The sequence below is a fragment of the Arthrobacter sp. RT-1 genome (genome assembly GCF_003367205.1).
GTDB lineage: Bacteria > Actinomycetota > Actinomycetes > Actinomycetales > Micrococcaceae > Arthrobacter.
In genome coordinates this window covers 1-5195 of sequence record NZ_QRGQ01000032.1, presented here as the reverse complement: position 1 = coordinate 5195, position 5195 = coordinate 1, and the positions used below count along the sequence as shown (strand labels likewise).

The 5195-nt window shown below is 66.2% G+C and carries 4 protein-coding genes; all 4 read right to left on the bottom strand.

Annotated elements, in window-relative coordinates:
• Positions 1–92: 92 nt before the first annotated feature.
• Positions 93–1154, bottom strand: coding sequence for a beta-ketoacyl-ACP synthase III (locus tag DXK94_RS17470; protein WP_115525908.1), 1062 nt, complete (start codon positions 1152–1154; stop codon positions 93–95).
• Positions 1151–2080, bottom strand: coding sequence for an ACP S-malonyltransferase (locus DXK94_RS17465; protein WP_181884867.1), 930 nt, complete (start codon positions 2078–2080; stop codon positions 1151–1153). Before DXK94_RS17465 ends, DXK94_RS17470 begins: the two co-directional genes overlap by 4 nt.
• Positions 2081–2168: 88 nt before the next feature.
• Complete coding sequence (locus tag DXK94_RS17460) at positions 2169–3413, bottom strand: CdaR family transcriptional regulator (RefSeq protein ID WP_115525906.1); 1245 nt, start codon at positions 3411–3413, stop codon at positions 2169–2171.
• Positions 3414–3568: 155 nt separating this feature from the next.
• Positions 3569–5195 (bottom strand): transketolase-like TK C-terminal-containing protein (locus DXK94_RS17455; RefSeq protein ID WP_395929807.1); only part of this gene is annotated, 1627 nt, incomplete at its 5' end.

Sequence of the window (5195 nt, the reverse complement as noted above, 5' to 3'; positions counted from 1 at the left end):
TCGTTGCTAGCCATTAGTGGCTCCTTTTCTTGTGTTGCCGGCAGGGGCTGCCGGAAATGGGCCGGGCCGCGGATGCGGCCCGTGGGGCGTTGCTAGGGAAGGACAACTACCTGGGCGCCGAACACCAGCCCGGCGCCGAAGCCGATCTGCAGGGCGAGACCGCCGCTCAGCTCCGGGTTTTCCTGTAGCAGGCGGTGCGTTGCCAGCGGGATGGACGCGGCAGACGTGTTGCCGGCGTCGGCAATGTCCCGTGCCACTGTAACCGTCTCCGGCAGCTTCAGCTTCTTCACCATCTCGTCGATGATTCGCATGTTGGCCTGGTGGGGAATGAACGCCACCAGGTCTTCGGCCTCGACGCCGGCAGCCTCGAGTGCCTGCTGGGCCACCTTCGCCATTTCCCAGACAGCCCAGCGGAACACCGTCTGGCCGTCCTGGCGAAGCGTGGGGTAGAGCTCCTGGGCTTCTTCCAGCAGCGCGAGGTCGCCGGTGGAGTCCGACTGGCGGGCAGCCATGCCGAGGTCGCGTACGTCCAGCATGGAGCGAGTCATACCGATCGCGTCCCACTTGCTGCCGTCCGAGCCCCAAACCGAGGGCGAGATGCCCGGAGTGTCGGACGGGCCGATGACGACGGCGCCGGCACCGTCGCCAAGCAGGAAGGAGATGGTTCGTTCACGGTTGTCGATGACATCGGAGAGCTTCTCCGCTCCGACCACCAGCACATATTTGGCCGTTCCGGACCGGACCAGGGCGTCACCCTGGGCGATGCCGTAGCAGTAGCCGGCACATGCTGCGGAAATGTCGAAGGCAGGGGCCGGGGTAGCACCCAGCCGGTCAGCCAGGCTTGCAGCGGCCGAAGGGGTGGCGTAGGGGTGGGTCACCGTCGAAACGATCACGGCGCCGAGGTCAGAGGCCTGGATTCCGGCCTTCTCCATCGCCTCACGGGCAGCGCCCTCGGCCATGTCAATGACGCTCACATCCGCCTTGGCGCGGTGGCGCGTCACGATTCCTGTACGCTGCCGGATCCACTCGTCCGAGGAGTCGATCCACTGGCACACATCATCGTTGGTGACGATGACGTCCGGCCGGTACGCGCCCAGCCCAAGGATCCGGGTGTGCTCCTGGAGGGGAGCCTGCTTCAGCGTGGGAACGCTCATGCGTTGCCCTCCAGTTCTGCGAAGAGTGCCAGGGCGGCGGAAAGATCGTCGGGGGTCTTGACCGCCACGGTCTTGACCCCTGGCATGCCGCGCTTGGCCAAGCCGGCGAGGGTACCGGCGGGAGCCAGTTCAATGACGCCGGTGACGCCGCGCTGGACCATGGCTTCCATGCAGAGGTCCCAGCGCACGGGGCGGGATACCTGGGCGATGAGGCTGTCGACGGCGGCAGGGCCGTCGGTGACTTCGCCGCCGTCGTAGTTCGACAGCAGGGGAACAGTGGGCGCCTGCGGCTTCAGCTGCGGCTCAAGCGCCTTAAGGGCGCTGACTGCGGGGGACATGTGGCCTGTGTGGAAGGCGCCGGCAACCTTCAGCGGGATGACCCGTGCTTTGGCCGGCGGGTTGTCGGCGAGTGCTTTCAGCTGGTCGAAGGTTCCTGCGGCTACTGTCTGGCCCGCGCCGTTGACATTGGCAGGTGTGGCGCCGGACGCCTCGATGGCTGCCAGGACCTCGGCCGGGTCCCCGCCCACCACGGCGCTCATGCCGGTGGGGGTGACGGAGGCAGCGGCGGCCATGCTGTTGGCACGTTCGCGGACGAAGGTCATGGCTTCCTGCTCGGTCAGGACAGCGGCCAGGGCGGAGGCGGTGATTTCACCGACCGAGTGGCCTGCCAGGATCACCGGCAGGGAGTTGAGTTCGACGTCGAAGAGGGATGCCGCGGCCACCAGCCCGGCGGCGACAATCAGGGGCTGCGCTACGGCAGTGTCCTTGATGGTTTCCTCATCCGAGGTGGTTCCGTGGGCGATCAGGTCAATACCCGCGATGTCGCTCAGGGAGGCCAGCTGGCCTGCCACCGAGGGAAGTTCCAGCCAAGGGGCCAGAAAACCCGGGGTTTGTGAGCCCTGTCCAGGGCAGACTATTGCAAGCACGTATCCAGCTTTCCAAATTACTGTGTGATCCAGCGGTGTTTGTCGGCACCAAGCTCACGGGGTCAGGTTGTAGGAAGTCTACAACGCCTCAGGGTTGATTCCGCGACGGCTGACGTTCCGTGGCGGCTTTTGGAGGGGCCGAAAGGCGGCCCACCACGAGCGCTGCCTGCAGGACAAACGCCTCGCGGGGAAGGAGCGGATCCCAGCCCGTGACGTCGCAGACCCGCTTCAGCCGGTAGCGCACGGTGTTGGCATGGACAAAGAGTTCACGGGCGGTGGCCTCGAGGGAATGCCCCAGTTCGAGATAGGTGCCAAGCGTTTCCACCAGTCCATTGGACGCCGCCAGCAGGGGCCGGTAAATGTTTTTGACCAGCGAGCGGCGGGCGGCGTCGTCGCCGGAGATGACGCGCTCGGGGAGCAGGTCGTCGGCCGCCACCGGCCGCGGCGCGGAGGGCCAGGCCTTGGCCGCGGTGAGACCGGCAAAGGCGGACTGTGCTGAGCCGCTGGCCTCCAGCAGGGAACCCGCCTCGGGGCCATACACAACGGGTCCGGGCGCAAACATCTCGCTGAGTTTCACGTAGGCGGTTTCGCGGTCCTGGACCCCTCCGAGAATGAGGATCAGCCGGTCGCCCTGGATGCCCACGAGCGCGTCTTCCGCGTAGCGCCCGGCCATCCGCCGCAGCTCGCTGACGTAGCTGGCGCTGGGTTCGGAGGGTGAATTGCCCACCATGACCGTGAAGCGTTCCTGCGCTTTCCAGCCAAGCGCCGCAATCCTGGAGCGCAGGGCGTCGGTGTTTTCGCCCCGCAGGATGGCGTCCACGATCAATGCTTCGAGGCGGGTATCCCAGGAGCCGCGGGATTCCGCGGCGCGCGCATAGACGTCCGCCGCAGCAAAAGCCACTTCCCGGGAATACCGCAGGACAGCCTCCCGGAGCGAGGGCTGGTCCGCCTCCGGCGCGATGACCGGAACCTGGTCCTCCACCACCTCCACCACGATCCGGATCAGCTGCAGGGCCTTTTGCAGGCTGATCGAGCGGGTCAGTTCCGTCGGGGCGGTGCCGAAGACGTCCGTGAGGATCCATGACGGGGAACTCGGCCGCTCGTACCAGGTGACGAACGCGGCGATGCCGTTCTGCGCCACCATGCCCAGGGCCGACCGTTCGTCGGAGCTCAGCCGGCTGTACCAGGGGAGCGATTTTTCCAGCTCACGCATGGTGGCGGTGGACAGCTGTCCCACATTTGCGCGCAACTTTTTCAGGGTCTCGGACTTCTCCGGGGTGACCTTGGGCTGGGACGGTTTGCGCTTGGCGGACGGGGTGGCTGGTGCTGGCATCCTTCGAGCATACGGGCAGCGTCCCGCAAGCTCCATTTGTGCAAAGGCTACAATCCGCCTTGTTGTGCGTCACACAGCCGGCGGCCCCTCCAACGAACGACGGCGGCCCCCGCCTTCCGGAGGGAGCCGCCGTCGTTGATGCTGCGGTGGAGGGGTTAAGCCTCTCCGCCGGCGTTGCCGGTTGAGCCGGCATTCACGTTGTGCAGCCGGTACTTCTCGATGGCCTTGATGGGAGCCTGCGCGTCCACCTCGCCCCGGCGTGCAAGCATCTCCAGGGAACGCACCACGATGGAGTGCGTGTCGTTCTTGAAGAAGCGTCGGGCTGCTGCGCGGGTGTCGGAGAAGCCGAAGCCGTCCGCGCCCAGGGTGGCGTACTCGTTCGGCACGAACTGGCGGATCTGGTCCGGGACAGCCTTCATGTAGTCGGACACGGCCACGACAGGTCCGGTGGCACCTTCGAGCTGCTGTGTCACGAACGGTACGCGTGCGGGTTCGCCGGGGTTCAGGAACGCTTCTTCCTCGGCGGCGAGGCCGTCGCGGCGCAGTTCGTTCCATGAGGTGACGGACCAGACGTCGGCGGAGACGGACCAGTCTTCGGCCAGGATCCGCTGGGCTTCCAGCGCCCACGGTACCGACACGCCGGAGGCCAGGATCTGGGTGCGGGGACCGTCGATCTTTGCGGGAGCGAGCAGGTAAATGCCCTTGATGACGCCCTCGACGTCCAGTTCCTCCGGTTCGGCGGGCTGGGTGATCGGCTCGTTGTAGACCGTGAGGTAGTACATGAGGTTCCGGTCTTCCGAGTCCGGCCCGTACATGCGTTCCAGGCCGTCGCGGATGATGTGGCCCATTTCGTAACCGTAGGCGGGGTCGTAGGTGACCACTGCCGGGTTGGTGGAGGCCAGCAGCGGGGAGTGGCCGTCGGCGTGCTGGAGGCCTTCACCGGTGAGGGTGGTCCGTCCGGCGGTGGCGCCGATGATGAAGCCGCGGGTCATTTGGTCCGCTGCTGCCCAGAAGGCGTCGCCGGTGCGCTGGAAGCCGAACATGGAGTAGAACACGTAGACCGGGACCAGGGGCACGCCGTGGGTGGCGTAGGCGGTGCCGGCGGCGGTGAACGCTGCCACGGCGCCGGCTTCGTTGATGCCCGGGTGGATCAGCTGGCCCTGGGCGGATTCCTTGTAGGCCAGGACCAGGTCCCGGTCCACGGACAGGTAGTTCTGGCCCTTGGGGTTGTAGATCTTCGCGGTGGGGAAGAAGGCGTCCATCCCGAAGGTGCGGGCCTCGTCCGGGATGATCGGGGCGATGTGCTTGCCGAAGTTCTTATCCCTCATCAGGTCCTTCAGGAGCCTGACGAACGCCATGGTGGTGGCGGCCTGCTGCTTGCCCGAGCCGCGCTTTGCCACCTCGTAGGACTTGGCCTCGGGCAGGGTGATCTCGGCGTGCTTGGAGCGGCGCTCCGGCACGGAACCGCCCAGGGCTGCGCGGCGCTCCATCATGTACTGGATCTCCGGCGCATCGGTGCCCGGGTGGTAGTAAGGCGGCTGGTACGGATCCTTCTCCAGCTGTTCATCCGTGACCGGAATCCGCAGGTGGTCCCTGAACTTCTTCAGGTCGTCCAGGGTCAGCTTTTTCATTTGGTGGGTGGCGTTGCGGCCTTCGAAGTGGGGTCCGAGTCCGTAGCCCTTGACGGTTTTGGCGAGGATGACGGTGGGTTTGCCCTTGAATTCGGTGGCTGCCTTGTAGGCGGCGTAGACCTTGCGGTAGTCGTGGCCGCCGCGTTTGAGG

Bases quoted from the DNA above. Each gene is read 5' to 3' on its own strand.
- DXK94_RS17460 (WP_115525906.1), bottom strand. From the start codon at position 3,413: ATGCCAGCACCAGCCACCCCGTCCGCCAAGCGCAAACCGTCCCAGCCC.
- DXK94_RS17470 (WP_115525908.1), bottom strand. From the start codon at position 1,154: ATGAGCGTTCCCACGCTGAAGCAGGCTCCCCTCCAGGAGCACACCCGG.